This is a genomic window from Saccharothrix stipae, from assembly GCF_054781895.1.
This window is the reverse complement of sequence record NZ_BAAGTN010000007.1, coordinates 839,133-854,700: the sequence shown is the minus strand read 5'-3', so window position 1 is coordinate 854,700 and position 15,568 is coordinate 839,133. Positions and strand designations below refer to the sequence as shown.

Below are 15,568 nucleotides of genomic sequence, written 5' to 3'. Positions count from 1 at the left end.
TAGGCCACTACCCGATCGAGTTACATTGCCGACTACACAACGAGTTTCTGGCCCCGGGCCCGACCGGTGCCGCGATCCGGCCACCTCGACGCAGGTCGCGCGGGCACGGGCGGGCGGGGCCACGCGGTGCCGGAGCCTAGGATCGGGGCCGTGACTTGGACCGGCCGCACCGATCGGTGGATGCGGGCACACCCGGTCGTGCCGGACACCGTCCTCGCCCTGGTCATCGCCGCGGTCATCGGGTCGGCATCGCTCGACATCCTCCGCGTGGCCAGGGCACCGGTCTGGGTGCTGTGGGTGGCCGGTGCCTGCGGGTTCGTCGTGCTCGCCACCGTCGCGCTGCGGCGGGTCGCCCCCGGGGCCGCCTTCCTGCTCGCCGGCCTGGCGATGTCGGTGACGCTCGCGCTGCCGAACACGGTGGTCTCGGCGGCGGGGCTGGGCCTGGCCGGGACGGCCGACGACCTGGAGATCCCGCTGTTCTTCCTCCCGTCGTCGGCGGTCTACCTGGTGCTCCTGTACGCCGTCGCCGCGCGGCGCTCACGGCTCAAAAGCCTGCTCGCCCTCGGGATCAGCGTGGCCGGGGCGTTGGCGTGCACGGTGCGGATGGCGACGGCGTACGGCATCCTCCCGGTGGGCCGGCTCACGCTGCTGCTGACCTTCGTCGCCCTGGTCGCGGCCGTGACCGGCACCTGGGCCATGGGCCGGTCCCACTTCGACCGGCGGCAACGCCTGGTCGAGGACGCCGCGGCGGCCGCCGAGCGCGCGGCGACCGACGAACGCGAGCGCATCGCCCGCGACATGCACGACATCGTCGCCCACTCGTTGGCGGTCATCGTGCGCCAGGCCGAGGGCGGATCCGCCATCGCCGCCAAGTCACCGGACCGCGCGGCCCGGGCGCTGTCGGTCATCGCCGACACCGCGCGGGAGGCCCTGGCCGACATGCGCGGTACGTTGCAGGTGTTGCGGGGAAACACTTCCCCGGAGGCCGTGCGGCCCTCGCTCGCCGCGATACCGGCCCTGGTGGAACGGGTGCGCGCGACGGGCGTCGACGTCCGCTTCGCCGAGCGCGGTCCGGCCGGTGCCATGACGGCGGGCGCGGCCGCGGCGGCGTACCGCCTGATCCAGGAGGCGTTGACCAACAGCGTCAAGCACGCGGGCTCGCGCCCCACGGTCACCGTCACGATCGCGCACGCACCGGGTGCGTCGGTGGTCACCGTCGACGACGACGGCGGTGACGCCGACGACCGGCGGGCGGTACCCGGCACCGGCGCCGGGCTGCGCGGTGTCGGGGAGCGGGTGCGAGCCGCGGGCGGTGTGTTCGAGGCCGGCCCCGTCGACGGCGGCTTCAGGGTGCGCGCGGAGTTCCGCGCCGGCGGTGGGGAGCCTTCGAGATGACGATCAGAGTCGCCCTCGTGGACGACCAGGAGCTGATCCGCGTCGGCCTGGCCATGGTCATCGACGCGACGGACGACATCCGGATCGTCCTGCAGGCCGGTGACGGTGCGGACGCGGTCGCGAAGCTCGCCGAGACGCGGGTCGACGTCGTGCTGATGGACGTGCAGATGCCGGGCATGGACGGCGTCGAGGCCACCGGTCTGGTGACGGCCCGCGAGAACCCGCCCAAGGTGATCGTGCTGACGACGTTCGACCTCGACGAGTACGCCTTCGCCGGGCTGCGCGCCGGCGCGAGCGGGTTCCTGCTCAAGGACGCGTCGGCCGCCGAGGTGCTGCACGCCATCCGCGCCGTCCACGCGGGCGATGCCGTGATCGCGCCCTCCACGACCCGCCGCATGGTGGAGCACCTCGCCACCGCACGGGTCGCCCGCGACGCTTCGCCCCTGTTGAAGCGGCTCACCGCACGCGAGCGGGACGTGCTGCTGGAGATCGCTCGCGGTCACTCCAACGCCGAGATCGCGCACCGGCTGTTCCTGTCCGAGGCGACGGTGAAGACGCACGTCGGCCACCTGCTGGCCAAGCTGGAGGTCCGCGACCGGGTGCAGGCGGTGATCTTCGCGTACGAGAACGGGCTCGTTCGTCCGAGCTAGTCCGATCTCATCACTTCGGTGGAGCGGTCGGCGACCTGCGGCCGAGGCCCGTCGGAGGCTCGTCGCGCAGCCTGGTGCACATGCCGGACATCGACACGCATTCCCAGGCCACGCCGCTACTCCTGCCCGGTTCCCCCGTGACCTCGTCGGCCGGGCTCGGCGCACGCGGGCCCGGACGGGACGTCACCCCGCGCTCGAACGCGTCGCGGTGGTAGGCCGGGCGGTCACGCGGCGTCGGCGACGGCGAGGCCGATCCGGGTCAGCTGTTCCTCGGTCAGCGGCAGCGTCGCGCGGCCGGCACCCGTGCGGTCGAAGGACGCGTCCTCCTCGCGGAACCGGAGGTCCGGGCTGCCGAAGTTCATCACGGTGAGCGCGTAGGTGTCACCCGTCGGGGTGTAGATGCGCAGCACCTGGAGCAGCGACTGGAACGGCTCGCTCACCCGGACCGGGTAGAACTGGAGCACCGTGCCGTCCGCGCGGACCAGGCGGCGCGGCGGGGTGCAGTTGCCCTCCTCGAACGCCTCGTCGTCGGCCGCCGCGAGCGGGGCGAGGGTGGTGCGGCCCAGTTCGATGTCCACGCTGCCGGTGCCGTCCCCGTCGGTGACGTCGATCCACTGGACGTGGCCGTCCACCTGGTCCGGGTGCTTGTCCTTGTTGGCCGGGATCGTGTGCGTGTGCGGTCCGCTGACCTGCGCGGGCGCGGCGACCTGCCGCACGGCGGACGCCCACGCGTCCAACAACGGCGCGGGCGGGCGCGGCGCGAGCCAGCTGGTGAACCGGCTGCCGGTGCCCAGGTCGCACTGCGGGATGGCCAGGATCTCCCGGCCGGGTGGTGGCGGCGCGGTCCACGCGGGGGTGAACGTGCCGTAGGGGGCGCGCGCCGGCAAGCCGGGCGTCGTCCACTCCGGCCCCACGGTCGCCGGTGAGGTCGTGAGCAGGGGCGCGGCGGTGTTGCCGTCGGCGGGCGGCGAGTGGTCCGGCGCGGCGAGGTCACCCAGCGCGGCCGTGCCGAACCCGACCACGCCGACGACCCCCAGCACGCCCGCCGCCGCGGCCACCCGGCGCGCCAGCAGCCGGCGTCGGCCACGCTTGAGCACGCCGGCCAGGTCGGTGCGCGCGGCGGGCGCGGGCCCGTCCACTTCGGACCGCAACGCGCCGCGCAACTCCTCTTCGTTCTCCCACATCACGCACTCTCCATCACGCAGTCTCTGGGGCGACCGTGCCGCGGTAGGCCTCGCGGAGCGTCTGCAGGCCGCGGGCGGTCTGGCTCTTCACCGTGCCGGTCGAGCACCGCAGCGACTCCGCCACCTGCTCCACCGACAGGTCGTGCACGTACCGCAGCACCAGCACGGCGCGCTGCCGCGGCGGGACGTGCCGCAACGCGGCCAGCAGCGGTTGCCGCTCGTCGCTGGAGGTGTCGGCGGGCACCGCCGACTCCGGCGGGGAGGGCACGGCCCGCTCGCGCCCCCTGCCCCGGCGCCGGGTGTCGAGGAACAGCCTGGTCACGATGGTGTGCAGGTACGCCTCCGCACTCTCCCGCCGCACCTTCGGCCAGGCGGCGTACATGCGGACGAACGCCGCCTGCGCGATCTCCTCCGCCTCCAGCCAGTCACCGCACAGCGCGTACGCCGTGCGTCGAGCCTGGTCGAACCGGCTCGCGAAGAACCGGGAGAACTCGTCGTCGCGCCCCACCCGTCGCCTCCCCCGATGTCCTGCGGTCACCCCATCTACGCACTTGTGCCCCGGCGGGTTGCACCTGGCCTCAGATCGCACCCGCCGGGGCGCTTGGCCGCCGAGTTGCCGGAGCGGCAACTTTGTTTGCCGTCCGGTCCGGGTGGTCCGCACTATCGACGCATGGAGACCGCAGAGGAGTACTGGGAGACGTTCTACCGCGACCGGGACCAGGTGTGGACCGGCAAGGCCAACGAGCTGCTGGTGCGGGAGGTGGCGCACCTGACCCCGGGCACCGCCCTGGACCTGGGCTGCGGCGAGGGTGGTGACGCGTTGTGGCTGGCCGGTCAGGGCTGGTTGGTGACCGCGGTGGACGTGTCCACCGTCGCCCTGGCCAGAGGCGCGGCCCGGGCCACCGAGCTCGGCCTGGCCGCGCGCGTCGACTGGCAGCGGCACGACCTGGGCCGCTCGTTCCCGACCGGGACGTTCGACCTGGTCTCGGCGCAGTTCCTGCACTCGTCGGTGGCGCCGGAGGGCGAGCGGGAGGGCATCCTGGCGCGGGCGGCCGAGGCGGTCGCGCCCGGCGGGGTGCTGCTGGTCGTGGGCCACGCCGGCTGGCCGACGTGGCTGGCCGACAACCCGCCGGTCGACTACCGGTTCCCGACCAACGCCGACGTGCTGGCCGCGCTCCGACTCGGCCCGGAGTGGGTGGTGGAGGTGGACGAAGCGGTCGAGCGCGAGATCACCGGCCCGGAGGGCGAGCACGGCACCCGAGCGGACGTCGTGCTGCGCCTGAAGAGGAGTTAGAGGCGGTCGAGCAGGGACGTCAGGGCGTGGCCCAGGGGCAGGTCGACGCGCACGGTCGCGTGGGGGTCGCCCCTGGTCTCGCCCTGGTTGACGATCAGCACGGGCTTGCCCGCGGCGGCGGCGCGGCGGACGAAGCGCAGGCCGGACATGACGGTCAGCGAGGAGCCGAGCACGAGCAGCGCGTCGGCGGAGTCGACCAGCCGGTAGCACTGCTCAACGCGTGACCGGGGCACGTTCTCGCCGAAGAACACCACGTCCGGTTTGAGCACGCCCGTGCCGCAGTCGGCGCACCCGACCAGCCGGAACGACCGCACCTCGGGCTCGGGCAGGTCGACGTCGCCGTCCGGGTTGACCCTGGTCGCGGTGGCCTCGAACGCGGGGTTGGCCGCGCGGAACCGGCGGTCCAGGTCCTCGCGGGGGCCGGCCGCGCCGCAGTCCAGGCAGACGACCCGGTCCAGGCTGCCGTGCAGCTCCACCACGTCGGGCGTGCGGGCGGCCTGGTGCAGGCCGTCGACGTTCTGCGTGATCACACCGGACAGGTGGCCGCGGGCGTGCAGCTCGGCCACGGCGTGGTGGCCGGCGTTGGGCGCGGCGCGGGCGATGGTCCGCCAGCCGAGGTGGCTGCGCGCCCAGTACCGGCGCCTGCCCTCGACGCTGCCGACGAACTCGTCGTAGGTCATCGGGGTGTGCCTGCGCAGGCTGCCCGACGCGCCGCGGTAGTCCGGGATGCCGGACTCGGTGGACAGGCCTGCGCCGCTGAGCACCAGCACCCGCCCGTCGGCGACCACCCGCACGACCTCGTCCAGGCTGGTCGTGCGCGGCAACGGCGCACCGGTCGGCGTCCAGCTCAACGTCGGCCGTGTGCGCATGCCGTCCACTTTACGTGCGGGCGGGCGGCGGACCCGTGGACTCGCGGACCACCAGTTCCGGCGGGCGGACGGTCACCGACGCGTCCTCGACCTCCTCCAGGGACGCGAGCAGCACGCGGGCCGCCGCCCGGCCGAGGCCGACCAGGTCCTGGCGCACGGTGGTGAGCTGCGGGTACACCAGTTCGCCGAGCGGCAGGTCGTCGTGGCCGATCACGGACAGCTCGCCGGGCACGTCCACGCCGAGCCGGCGGGCCGCGCTCATCCCGGCCACGGCCATCGAGTCGTTGGCGAACAGCACGGCGGTGGGGCGCCGGCGGTCCCCGAGCAGCCCGCCGATCGCGGCGACCGCGCCGGCCGCGGTGAAGTCGGACACGACCGAGTGGCTGGGGGCGAGGTCGTGCGCCGCCAACGCGTCCTCGAACACACGTCGCCGGTAGAGCGTGTGCACCCGGTCCTCGGGGCCGGAGACGTAGGCGATGCGCCGGTGCCCGAGCGCCACGAGGTGTGCCACGGCCGCGCGGATCCCGCGGGCCGGCCCGGTCGCCTGCACCGAGGGCACCGGGTCTTCGCGCCACGGCGTGCCGATCAGCACGGTCCGCACGTCGAGGGTCCGCAGCAGCTCGAACCGGGTGTCGCCGATCCGGCTCTCGGTGAGCACGACCCCGTCGACCCGGCGTTCGTCGGCCAGCCTGCGGTAGGCGGCCTCCTCCGCGCTCGGCTCCTCGCCGACGATGTGCAGCAGCAGGCCGTACCCCAGGGGTGACAGCTCGCTCTCGATGCCGGAGATCAGCAAGGTGAAGTGCGGGTCGGCGCTGAGCAGGTCCGGCGAGCGCATGGCGACCATGCCGATGGCCCTGGTCTTCGCGCCGCGCAGGGCCACGGCGGCGGCGGACGGGGACCACCGGAGCTTGCGCGCGGCGGTCAGGATGCGTTCACGGGTGGGCGCGGAGATGCCCCCCTTGCCGTTCACGGCCTTGGACACCGCCGCCACCGACACCCCGGCGAGAGCCGCCACGTCGGCGATCGTCGGCTTGCCCTGTGCCCGTCCCACCACCCGGAGAACGTTACACCCAAAGGCCGCTGCACCTCGACAGAGCAGGTGGTTAAACGATATACCTGTGACCATGCAGCGCAACTCCGCCAAGCTCATCGGCCCCGACGGCGCTCCCATGGTCTGGGTGGGGGTCAACTACTGGTCCCGCACCGGCGGCCCGTTGATGTGGCGCGACTACGACCCCTCGGTGGTGGACGAGGAGTTGCGCACCATGCGCGACCACGGCATCGGCCTGACCCGCAGCTTCTGCTACTGGCCGGACTTCATGCCGACCGAGGACAGCCTGGACGAGGTGCTGCTGGCCAGGTACGACGACTTCCTCGACCGGCACCGCGCGCTGGGCATGCGGACCATCCCGACGTTCGTCGTGGGGCACATGTCCGGCCAGAACTGGGACCCGGCGTGGCGCGGTGGCCGGGACGTGTTCACCGACGAGTCGTTCCTGGACCGGCAGCGCTGGTACGTCCGCGAGCTGACCGGCCGCTGGAAGGACCACCAGGCGGTGGCCGGGTGGCTGCTGAGCAATGAGATCCCGATCTACGCCGACTGGCGGTCGCGGGGCATCGGCACGCTCGACGCGGCCGCGGTGACGGCGTGGGCGGCGGCGTTGATCGGCGAGGTCCGGGCCGCGGGCGCGACGCAGCCGGTGTCGATCGGCGACGGCGCGTGGGGCGTCGAGGTCACCGGGCTGGACAACGGCTTCCGGGTCCGCGACCTGACGCCGCTGATCGACTTCCACGGTCCGCACGTGTACCGGATGGAGGACGACCAGCTGCGGCTGCACCTGGGTGCGGCGTTCGTCTGCGAACTGCTCGACATCGGCGGCAAACCGGTGGTCCTGGAGGAGTTCGGCGTGACGTCCGACTACGTCTCCGAGGAGCACGCCGCGCACTACTACCGGCAGGTCCTGCACACGACGCTGCTCGCGGGCGCGACGGGCTGGATACCGTGGAACAACACCGACTACGACGACCTGGCCGACCAGGAGCCGTACCGGCACCACCCGTTCGAGATGCACTTCGGGTTGACCGACTCCGCCGGCCGGCCGAAGCAGCAGCTGCGGGAGGTGCACGCGTTCACGGAGGTGTTGCGGCGCACCGACTTCGCCCGGTTGCGGCGGCCGGACACGCGGATCGCGTTGCTGGTGTCGTCGTTCCTGGAGGCGCGGTACCCGTTCACCCAACCCGAGGACGCGACGTGCGTGGCGGACAACTCGCGGCAGGCCTACATCGCGGCACGCGAAGCGGACCTGCCCGTGGGCGTGGTGCGCGAGCTGGACGGCGTGCCGGACGACTGCGCGCTGTACCTGGTGCCGTCGGTCAAGCAGCTCACCGCGCCGACGTGGCGGACGTTGGTGGAGCGCGCTTCGGCGGGCGCCGTGGTGTACGCGTCGTACTTCGTCGGTGAGCACCGGACCCAGCGCGGGCCGTGGTGGCCGAAGCTGGACGAGACGTTCGGCGTGGTGAAGCAGCTGCGGTACGGGTTGGTCGACCCGATCGAGGACGACTCGGTGCGGATGGTGTTCCGGCAGGACTTCGGGGGCATCGGCGCGGGCGAGGAGCTGGTGTTCCGGGTCGGCGGCACGGAGAACTCGCGGGCGTACCTGCCGGTGGTGCCCGACGCGGCCGGTGGGTCCGGTGGCGCCGAGGTCGTCGCGGTGGACGGGCACGGTCGGCCCGCGTTGCTGCGGCACCGGGTCGGCGACGGGTGGATGGTGCTGTGCACGTACCCGTTGGAGCACATGGCCGCGAGGACGCCGCGGGTGAACCCCGAGCCGACGTGGCGGCTGTACGCGGCGCTGGCCTCCTGGGCCGGTGTGCCGCCGCGCGTGCGGGTCGACGATCCGCTGGTGATGACGGGACTGATGGAGCACTCGTCCGACGGGAGGGTGTTCGCGTGGTTCGTGAGCCAGCACGCGTCACCCGTCGTGGTGAACCCGGTGGTGGCGGACGGGTCGTTGGTGACGTTGGCCGGCTCGCCGTCGGACTCGGTGGCGTTGGACGCTTACGGCGTGGTCGTGGCGGAAGTGCGGAGGAACGCGTGAAGATCGCGGCAGCGGATGTCGTGGTGACCTGCCCGGGGCGGAACTTCGTCACGCTGCGGATCACCACCGAGGACGGGATCACCGGTCTGGGCGACGCGACGCTCAACGGCCGTGAGCTGGCGGTGGAGGCGTACCTGCGGGAGCACGTCGTGCCGCTGCTGATCGGGCGCGACGCGTCGGCGATCGAGGACACCTGGCAGTACCTGTACCGGGGCGCGTACTGGCGGCGCGGCCCGGTGACGATGGCCGCGATCGCCGCCGTCGACACGGCTCTGTGGGACATCAAAGCGCGCGCTGCGGGGATGCCGCTGTACCAGTTGCTGGGCGGCGCGTGCCGGGTCGGGGCGCTGGCGTACGGGCACGCGTCCGGGCGTGACCTGCCGGAGTTGTTCGACTCGATCCGGTCGCACCTGGAGCTGGGGTTCCGGGCGATCCGGGTGCAGACCGGCATCCCGGGGCTGGCCACCGTGTACGGGGTGGCGGCGTCGGCGGCCGGCGGCGGTGACCGGTACGACTACGAACCGGCGCGGCCCACGGCGTTGCCGGTGGAGGAGAGCTGGGACACCCGCGCCTACCTCCGGCACGTGCCCTCGGTGTTCGAGGCGGTGCGGTCGGAGTTCGGGCCGTCGCTGCCGCTGCTGCACGACGGCCACCACCGGATGACCCCGATCGAGGCGGCGCGGCTGGGCAAGGCGTTGGAGCCCTACGACCTGTTCTGGCTGGAGGACGCCACGCCCGGCGAGGACCAGGCGGCGCTGCGGCTCATCCGGCAGCACACCACCACGCCGTTGGCGATCGGCGAGGTGTTCAACTCGATCCACGACTACACCACGTTGCTGAGCGAGCGGTTGATCGACTACGTGCGTTCGGCGGTCACCCACACCGGTGGGGTGACGGCGTTGAAGAAGGTGCTGGACTTCGCCGCGGTGTACGGGGTCAAGTCCGGGATGCACGGGCCGACGGACATCTCGCCGGTCGGCATGGCCGCCGCGCTGCACCTCGACCTGGCGGTGCACAACTTCGGCATCCAGGAGTACATGCCGCACACCGCGGCGACGTTGGAGGTGTTCCGCACGTCGTACGCGTTCGCCGACGGCCTGCTGCACCCGTCCGACGCGCCGGGGCTGGGTGTGGAACTGGACGTGGCGGCCGCCGGCCGGTTCCCCTACCGCGCCGCCTACCTGCCGGTGAACCGACTGGCGGACGGCACCCTGCACGACTGGTGAGCGATCCACCCCTCGGACCGCCCATCCAGGGCCGTCCACTCCGGACCGTCGCCCCGAACCGCCCACCCAGGACCCTCCGCTCCCGCACCGTCTGCCGACGATGGGGGCGGAGGGGCGATCAGCCGCTGTGCTCGATGCGGCTCCACGCCCCGGGCTCGGGTGATCGCGCGACGCACCCCGGCGGCCAGCCCTGCGCGGTGCCGTCCGGGTTCGTGCGCGGCGGGCCGTAGATCCGCGCCTTGACCTCCTCGACGGTGATCGCACCGGCGAACACGGCGCCCGTGAACGGCGCGTCGTTCTCGAACACCACGTCGCTCAGCGCGAACTCGGCGTCGAACCTGCTGTCGTGGAAGGACGTCGGACTCGGGAAGCTCAAGGTGAGGAACCTCGCGGAGTCGGCGAACCGGGCCCCGGAGAAGTCGACGCCCGCGCGGAGGTCCACGAGGCCACAGGTCACCTCCCCGGCGAAGGTCGCCGAGCCGAAGGCGACCCGCGCCCCGAAGCGCCCGCCGATGCACCGCAGACTTCCCTCGAAGCGCGCCCCGGAGAAGTCGACGCCACCGGCGAAGGTCGAGTCCATGATGATCACGTCGCCGTGGAAGGTCGCCCGGCGGAAGTCGGCGGACCGCACCTCGCAGTCGGTCACGTCCAGCTCGAACAGCTCGGCCCCGCTCAGGTCGAGGTCGACGTCCGGCCAGAACTCGTGGCCCGGTCGCGGTCTCAGGTGCGACAGGACGATCTCCAGGGCGGTCGACCGGACGAGTCGCTCCTGCCGGTGCCGTTCCCGTTCGGCGGTGTCCGCGCCCGCGTACTCGCCTTGGAACGGCATCCGCAGGTAGGCGCAGAGGACGTTGACGATGGTCTGCCGCTGCGACCGGTTGCCCTGGGCGAGGCGCTCCAGCGCGTACATCCCCGCCAGCCGGACCGGCGCCCGGTCCGAGCCGAGTTGGTCCGCGGCCTTGGTGTAGAGCTCGGTGACCCTGCGCTCCTCGGCGTCGTGCCACGTCCTGGCGTTGGCCTCCTCCTTCTGCGCGAGGTCCCGGTCCTTCTTCCGCAGGTCCTCTTCTTGGAGGTCGAGGGCCACTTCCAGCGCCCGCTGCCTGCGCACGGCCAGCAGGAGCGCCAGCGCGGCGCCCGCGCCGGCGGCGGTGGTCAGGCCGGTGCGCACGGCCTCCGTCCGCGCCCGCTCGCGTTCGACGTCGGTCAGGCCGGCGAGGTCGGGCCAGAGCCACCAGCCGACCAGGGCGCCCGAGAGCACGACGCAGCCCGCCGCGGCCGCGACCCACCACCAGCGCAGCGGTCTGAGGTGCACGCGGGGGCGCGGCGCCGGCGGGTCCGTCCCGTACGTCATCCCCGACCTCCGGCGAGCAGGTCGAGCACGAGGGCCAACCGGCGCTCGATGCCGGCCAGGCGCTCCTCAAGGGGGTCGTGCCCGTCCTCCCGCGCGACCACCCGATCGGTGTCGCCGATCAGCAGGGGGTGCAGGAGCACCCGGTCGACCATGGCGTCGGTGGCGCTGATGTCGTCGTCCGCGGTTCGCGCTTCGAAGTCGACGGCGCGGAACAAGAGGTGGCACAACCGCAGGAAGTGCCGCGGGTTGCCCTCGGCGGCGGCGTGCATGCGCGTCACGGCCGACCGGGTGAACGGCGCCACCCCGGAGGTGCCGAACGCTCGGGCGAAGATCGCGGCGACCAGGTCGTGGGCCTCGGTCCCGGTCAGCGGCGCCAGGGGGACCAGGTGCGCTATCCGGTGGCGCACCGGCTCGGGCAGCCGGTGCACGAAGTCGGAGCCACCGCAGATCAGGACGAACGCGCCCGCCCCGGCGAGGTCCTCCATCATCTTCTGGAACGCCCGGTGGTGCTCGGCGACGGAGAACAGGCGGTCGGCCTCGTCCACCACCAGCATGAAGCCGCGGCCACGGCCGCCGCACATCCGGGCGACCCCGGTCAGCGCGGACAGCGCCTCCCGGTCCGTGTCGACCAGGCGCGTGCCGTGGTTGAGCCGCTCCAGGTTGACCCCCGGTGGTGCGCCCCGCAACCACTTCCAGACGTGCTCGACCGAGCCCTGGTGGACGAGCAGCCTGACGGCCTCGCCGAGGGCCTGGTCACCGGTGGCCTCCTGGACCCGGTGCTGCACCGCCTGCCACAGCGTCACCGCCGACAGGCTCATCCGCTTCACCAGCCGCTTGAGGTCCTCGGCCGACCCGGTCAGCAGGTCCGCGGGGTAACCCTGGTCGCGCAGCACGTGGCTGATGGCGTCCACGTAGTAGCCGTCGACCTGCGCGCGGAAGCCGTGCTCGCCCAGTTCGCGCAGGAAGCGGTCGTAGAGGTCCAGGAAGTCCGTCCCGGCCTCGATCCGCACCAGCGCCGCCTCGGGCAGGGCGGCGCGGGCTTCGTCGGACACGTGGTTGGCCACGTGGGTCTTGCCGGCGCCGACATCACCGGTCACCACCGCGACGGCGCCGGCGGACGGGTCCGCCGCGTACTCCGCGAACAGGGACGACAGCTCGCGCATCGCGCCCGTCACGATCCCCGTGCCGGACGTCCCGGGAGCGCCCGCCACCGGCGCGGCCGGGAACGGGTTGGCACGTCGTGCACGCGGGCCGACGGTCATGGTAAGGAGTGCCTCTGCTTGCCGTTGAGGAAGGCGCGCATGTCTTCGACGGTGAGCAGATCGCCTTCCTGGAGGCCGGAACGCGATCTTTCCTCGTAGACGCCGTGCAGCATCCGCTGCAGCATGGCGACCGTCTGGGCCAGACTCGCCAGCAGGTCCAGCATGCCCTCGCTGATGCCCAGGACCCGGTCCCCGTGATGCCTGGCCAGCCTGTCCCGCACGAACCGCTCCACGTCGCCGGGGCCGAGCGGCTGGAGGCTGAGCGTCACCGGCGGCACCCACGTCTCCAGCCGCCTGACAATGTCCGCGACGTCGTCCGGCTCGAGGTACGAGGACTCCGTGTAGTAGAGCACCTTGGGGCTGCTGAACACCCTCGCATAGCGGATGACCTCGTCCACCAGCTCGTTCGGGCTCGGCAGCAGGACCTGGAGGAGCACCTCGGGGTGCAGCGCGTTGCCCAACCGGGGCAGGAACCGCCGCGCGACGTCGCGATCCCGGGCGAGCTGCGCTTCGGCGGCGGGTCTCAGCGCCTCTTCGTCGACCAGGAGGCCGAAGAGGTGGTCGGACACCTGCGAGGCGCGGTCCTCCAGGGACAGTTCGAGGTCTTCGGGCAGGCTGCCGGACAGGTCCACGATGACGCTGCGGAGCCCGCGGTCGCCCGCCACCTTGGCGGTCCAGTCCACGCAGCGGTTGATCAGCGCCGTCTTACCGGTGCCGGGTGCTCCCGTGACGAGCACGAGCCTGCCGTCCTCCAGCACGCCGGATAGGTCCGAGAGCTCGATCTGGAACTCGGTGTACGCCGCCTCCATGTTCGCGAGGTCGACGTAGTACTCGCGGTGCACGGGGCGCTGCCAGGGGCGCAGCGGGCGCAGCGGCGTCGAGTCCCAGCCCGGCAACGCGAACGGGTTGAGCGGTCGCCCGGGTGCCACGTCGTGAGCCGTCCTCTTCGCTGGCGGATGACCAAGGTTACCGCCGACGCGCGACGGCGGTCAGAGCCGGAACGCGGCACGCACGACGGCGGCGTCGTAGAGGCGGTTGCCGGACTGGACCGGCATGGTGTCGGGTGGGCGCGGGCCGACCAGGGCCGCCGCCTCGGCGGGCAGTCCGGCCCAGTGGTCGGCCACGCCGACCTCCAGCGGGGTGCCGGGGTCGAGGTCGCAGGTGAACTCACGGCTGATCGGGCCGTACAGCTCCAGGATCGGGCCGGGGAGGTCCGTCGAGCCGAGGCGGCAGCCGCGCAGGCCCCGGTCCGACAGCGTCACGTGCGTCCGCCACGCCCGCGCGGTCGGCGTGACGCGGAACGTCACCGTCCGCGTGGAGGCATCGGTCGAGGTCAACAGGGTCACCGTGGGCGCGGGGAGGTCCAGGTCGGGCGCGTCGGCGCGCATCATCGGCTCGTCCGCCGTCGGGTGCACCTCGGTCGACGTCACCCGTTCCGGGTGCTCCCCCAGCACCCGCGAGGTCCACTCGTCGGGCGCGGGGTCGGCGGAGAGCCAGCTCGCCCGGCCCGTTGCGCCGTCCTGGAGGTAGATGAGCGAGTCCGGGCGCGGCTCGTCCGGCGCGAACCCGAACCGCACGACCCCCACCGCGAGCAACACCACCGCCACCGCCGCCACCCCGGCCACCGTCACGCCGAGCCGCGGCAGCGCACCGAGCAACGGCAGCAGCAACACGCCCGCCACCATCGCGAACACCACCCCGACCGCGCTCAACGGCATGCCGAGCGCCACCAGCATGGTGCCGACCAGCGGCGGGAAGATCGCCGCGGCCACCAGCGGCGGGAGGAACGCGAGCCGGGTCGTCCACAGGGCGGGCAGGCCGAGCAGCAACGTCCACTGGAACAGGAACCCGGCGCCGGGCACCACCGCCGTCGCCGCCACCAGCAGCACGGCCGTCAGCAGCAGCACCCCGGCGACCACCTCGGCCGACGACCACCGCCGCACCACCCGTGCCGCCGCGACCAGCACCGCCGACCCCAGCACGGAGAACCCGGCGACGAACCAACCCCGTTCGTGCGGCTCGGACAACGCCAGGAACCCCAACCCCGGTCGCAACGCCGCCACCAGCGCCCACGCCGCGTACGACAGCGCACCGGCCACGACCACCGCGCCGACCGCGACCCCGGCCACCGCGACCACCCCGCGCCACCGCAGACGTCCACTTCGGACAGCCAGGACCAGCAGCAACACCAAGGCGGCCACCGTCATCGCGGCGAGCACCACCGCGAGCCACGTCGGGTAGTGCACCAACACCCGCGAGAACAGGTCGAAGTAGACGACGTCGCCCGCACCGGCCCGCAGGTCGCGGTCGCCCAGGGTCCGCACCAGGCCGACCATCGTCTCCCCGTGGTGCTGGAGGCTGCCCCGGTCCAGCCGCTCCACGTCGTCGTAAGGCGAGTGGTAGTCGTGCACGTGCTCGATGAACGCGCTGTTCAACCCGCGCGCGCCCGCCTCCTGGAACACGGTGAAGTCGCTGTAGTTCGGCATCCGCCGGTACACCTCGTAGGCGAGCGAGTTCGCGATGGGCCTGCTGCTCGCCTCGCCGAACGCCGACACGAACGGCGCGTTGTCGGAGCCGGTCTGGAACATCCACACCGGTCCGCCGCTGCCCCGCGCCTCCCAGTTCAGCACCGCGCCGACTTCATCGACGCCGTGGCGCCGCACGAACGCCTCCGCGCCGAGCGTCCCGGCCTCCTCGCCGTCGGTGAACAGGAACACCACGTCGTTGCGCACACCGCCGGTGGTCAGCGCGCGCAACGTCTCCAGCATCGCCGCGACCGCCGCGCCGTCGTCCGCCGCACCCGGACCGGTCGGCACCGAGTCGTAGTGCGCGACCAGCAGCAACGCCTTGCCGCCGCTCACCGACGGGTCCGTGCCGCGCACGCGTGCCACGACGTTGTGCGCGGTGGCCACCCGGACCACGCCCCGCCACGGCCGGACCACGTCGTCGGACTCGACCGCGACCTCGGCGCCGAGGTCGCGGGCGGTGTCGGCGAGGTAGCCGCGGACCCGCTCGTTGTCCGCCGACCCGATCGGGTGCGGTCGTCGGGCGACGGCCCTCAGGTGCTGCTCGGCGCGTCCGGCGGCGAACTCGCCGGGTGGGGCGTCGGCCGCGGGCGTGGGCGGCCGGAACGCCAGCACCGCCAGGACGCCCACCCCGGCGATGACGGTGAGCAGGACCAACACCCGCCGGACGCCCTCGATCACCGGCAGACCCTAACCCGGTGGAAACGCGATCGA

The 15,568-nt window shown here is 73.0% G+C and carries 13 protein-coding genes; 5 read left to right on the top strand and 8 right to left on the bottom strand.

What is annotated here, in order from left to right; genetic code table 11:
• Window positions 1–150: 150 nt before the first annotated feature.
• Together ACYVLT_RS16515 and ACYVLT_RS16510 are read left to right on the top strand one after the other, a co-directional pair.
• Window positions 151–1,395, top strand: coding sequence for a sensor histidine kinase (locus ACYVLT_RS16515; protein WP_461121064.1), 1,245 nt, complete (start codon window positions 151–153; stop codon window positions 1,393–1,395).
• Window positions 1,392–2,045: a response regulator gene (locus ACYVLT_RS16510; protein ID WP_461121063.1), complete on the top strand. Its 654-nt coding sequence runs from the start codon at window positions 1,392–1,394 to the stop codon at window positions 2,043–2,045. Before ACYVLT_RS16515 ends, ACYVLT_RS16510 begins: the two co-directional genes overlap by 4 nt.
• 224 nt (window positions 2,046–2,269) lie before the next feature.
• Here ACYVLT_RS16510 and ACYVLT_RS16505 read toward each other — a convergent pair whose 3' ends face one another.
• Window positions 2,270–3,229, bottom strand: coding sequence for a hypothetical protein (locus ACYVLT_RS16505; protein WP_461121062.1), 960 nt, complete (start codon window positions 3,227–3,229; stop codon window positions 2,270–2,272).
• Between the two features lie 13 nt (window positions 3,230–3,242).
• The gene (locus ACYVLT_RS16500) at window positions 3,243–3,737 is read right to left on the bottom strand and encodes a SigE family RNA polymerase sigma factor (RefSeq protein ID WP_461121061.1); all 495 of its coding nucleotides are present in this window, start codon (window positions 3,735–3,737) and stop codon (window positions 3,243–3,245) included.
• Between the two features lie 162 nt (window positions 3,738–3,899).
• On the opposite strand from ACYVLT_RS16500, the gene ACYVLT_RS16495 reads away from it, so the two are divergent.
• On the top strand, window positions 3,900–4,523 hold the full coding sequence (locus tag ACYVLT_RS16495; RefSeq protein WP_461121060.1) for an SAM-dependent methyltransferase: 624 nt from the start codon (window positions 3,900–3,902) through the stop codon (window positions 4,521–4,523).
• Here ACYVLT_RS16495 and ACYVLT_RS16490 read toward each other — a convergent pair.
• Window positions 4,520–5,392, bottom strand: a complete 873-nt coding sequence (locus ACYVLT_RS16490; RefSeq protein WP_461121059.1) for an NAD-dependent protein deacetylase — start codon at window positions 5,390–5,392, stop codon at window positions 4,520–4,522. The two genes, ACYVLT_RS16495 and ACYVLT_RS16490, sit on opposite strands and share 4 nt — an antisense overlap.
• Window positions 5,393–5,402: 10 nt before the next feature.
• On the bottom strand, window positions 5,403–6,446 hold the full coding sequence (locus tag ACYVLT_RS16485; protein WP_461121058.1) for a LacI family DNA-binding transcriptional regulator: 1,044 nt from the start codon (window positions 6,444–6,446) through the stop codon (window positions 5,403–5,405).
• 70 nt (window positions 6,447–6,516) lie between these two features.
• Between ACYVLT_RS16485 and ACYVLT_RS16480 the strand changes: the two genes are divergently transcribed.
• Together ACYVLT_RS16480 and manD are read left to right on the top strand one after the other, a co-directional pair.
• Window positions 6,517–8,490 carry a cellulase family glycosylhydrolase gene (locus ACYVLT_RS16480; RefSeq protein ID WP_461121057.1) on the top strand — a complete coding sequence of 658 codons (1,974 nt, stop codon included), beginning with the start codon at window positions 6,517–6,519 and terminating at the stop codon, window positions 8,488–8,490.
• Window positions 8,487–9,716, top strand: a complete 1,230-nt coding sequence (manD, locus tag ACYVLT_RS16475) for a D-mannonate dehydratase ManD (protein WP_461121056.1) — start codon at window positions 8,487–8,489, stop codon at window positions 9,714–9,716. Before ACYVLT_RS16480 ends, manD begins: the two co-directional genes overlap by 4 nt.
• Window positions 9,717–9,834: 118 nt before the next feature.
• On the opposite strand, the gene ACYVLT_RS16470 is transcribed toward manD, so the two are convergent.
• Genes ACYVLT_RS16470 through ACYVLT_RS16455 form a run of 4 tightly spaced genes read right to left on the bottom strand, consistent with a single transcriptional unit; the run spans window position 9,835 to window position 15,535 of the window.
• A complete protein-coding gene (locus ACYVLT_RS16470) occupies window positions 9,835–11,067 on the bottom strand; it encodes a pentapeptide repeat-containing protein (RefSeq protein WP_461121055.1) in 1,233 nt (410 codons plus the stop codon).
• The gene (locus ACYVLT_RS16465) at window positions 11,064–12,329 is read right to left on the bottom strand and encodes an AAA family ATPase (protein ID WP_461121054.1); all 1,266 of its coding nucleotides are present in this window, start codon (window positions 12,327–12,329) and stop codon (window positions 11,064–11,066) included. Before ACYVLT_RS16465 ends, ACYVLT_RS16470 begins: the two co-directional genes overlap by 4 nt.
• The gene (locus ACYVLT_RS16460) at window positions 12,326–13,258 is read right to left on the bottom strand and encodes a hypothetical protein (RefSeq protein WP_461121053.1); all 933 of its coding nucleotides are present in this window, start codon (window positions 13,256–13,258) and stop codon (window positions 12,326–12,328) included. The genes ACYVLT_RS16465 and ACYVLT_RS16460 overlap by 4 nt, the downstream gene beginning before the upstream one ends.
• A 60-nt stretch (window positions 13,259–13,318) precedes the next feature.
• Entirely contained in the window at window positions 13,319–15,535 is a 2,217-nt protein-coding gene (locus ACYVLT_RS16455) for a M20/M25/M40 family metallo-hydrolase (protein ID WP_461121052.1), read from the bottom strand.
• Between the last annotated feature and the right edge of the window lie 33 nt (window positions 15,536–15,568).

Coding starts and splice junctions, on each gene's coding strand:
- ACYVLT_RS16480 (WP_461121057.1), top strand. CDS start 6,517: ATGCAGCGCAACTCCGCCAAGCTCATCGGCCCCGACGGCGCTCCCATG.
- ACYVLT_RS16490 (WP_461121059.1), bottom strand. CDS start 5,392: ATGCGCACACGGCCGACGTTGAGCTGGACGCCGACCGGTGCGCCGTTG.
- ACYVLT_RS16495 (WP_461121060.1), top strand. CDS start 3,900: ATGGAGACCGCAGAGGAGTACTGGGAGACGTTCTACCGCGACCGGGAC.
- ACYVLT_RS16510 (WP_461121063.1), top strand. CDS start 1,392: ATGACGATCAGAGTCGCCCTCGTGGACGACCAGGAGCTGATCCGCGTC.
- ACYVLT_RS16470 (WP_461121055.1), bottom strand. CDS start 11,067: ATGACGTACGGGACGGACCCGCCGGCGCCGCGCCCCCGCGTGCACCTC.
- ACYVLT_RS16505 (WP_461121062.1), bottom strand. CDS start 3,229: ATGTGGGAGAACGAAGAGGAGTTGCGCGGCGCGTTGCGGTCCGAAGTG.
- ACYVLT_RS16465 (WP_461121054.1), bottom strand. CDS start 12,329: ATGACCGTCGGCCCGCGTGCACGACGTGCCAACCCGTTCCCGGCCGCG.